At 41.7% G+C, this 606-nt stretch carries 2 protein-coding genes; both read right to left on the reverse strand.

Annotated elements, in window-relative coordinates; all coding sequences use genetic code 11:
• Window positions 1-62: 62 nt before the first annotated feature.
• Complete coding sequence (rpsQ, locus tag PGX78_RS09185; protein WP_006943105.1) at window positions 63-317, reverse strand: 30S ribosomal protein S17; 255 nt, start codon at window positions 315-317, stop codon at window positions 63-65.
• A gap of 38 nt (window positions 318-355) precedes the next feature.
• On the reverse strand, window positions 356-550 hold the full coding sequence (gene rpmC / locus PGX78_RS09190) for a 50S ribosomal protein L29 (protein ID WP_006943104.1): 195 nt from the start codon (window positions 548-550) through the stop codon (window positions 356-358).
• Between the last annotated feature and the right edge of the window lie 56 nt (window positions 551-606).

The following is a 606-nucleotide window of genomic DNA, read 5'->3' on the forward strand; positions in this document are numbered from 1 at the left end:
ATCGGCAACATTCAACATCGTTTCTTGCTGAATCATGGCTTAACCTCCTAATTAATCGAAGCTTATTTAGCTTTTTCTACTACCGTTACGACTCGCCAATGTTTTTGTTTAGACAAGGGACGGGTTTCTTCGATGCGTACGATATCACCGATACGGCATTCGTTGTTTTCATCATGAGCTTTGAACTTTACAGTCGAGATGACAGGTTTCTTGTACAAGTCATGCTGTTCTTTGTATTCAACGGCAACGACAACGGTCTTATCCATTTTATCGCTGACGACTTTGCCTACGCGGACCTTACGTTCATTTCTTTCCATCTGTATGTGTGACCTCCTTTTAGATTAACCTTACCGGCTTATGCATGTAATTCTGCTTCACGTTGAACCGTTTTAATGCGGGCAATCGTTTTCTTTACTTCACGAATGCGCATAGGATTTTCTAATTGGCCGGTCGCATGTTGAAAACGGAGGTTAAACAATTCTTCTTTAAGGCTAACCACCTTTTCATCCATTTCGGCAGCGCTCAGAGCACGGATTTCTTTAACCTTCATTTTGTTCACCACCTAATTCCTGACCTTTGACAACAAACTTAGTCTTGATCGGCAAC

It is taken from the genome of Megasphaera sp. AF13-6AC, from assembly GCF_027685385.1.
GTDB lineage: Bacteria > Bacillota > Negativicutes > Veillonellales > Megasphaeraceae > Megasphaera > Megasphaera micronuciformis.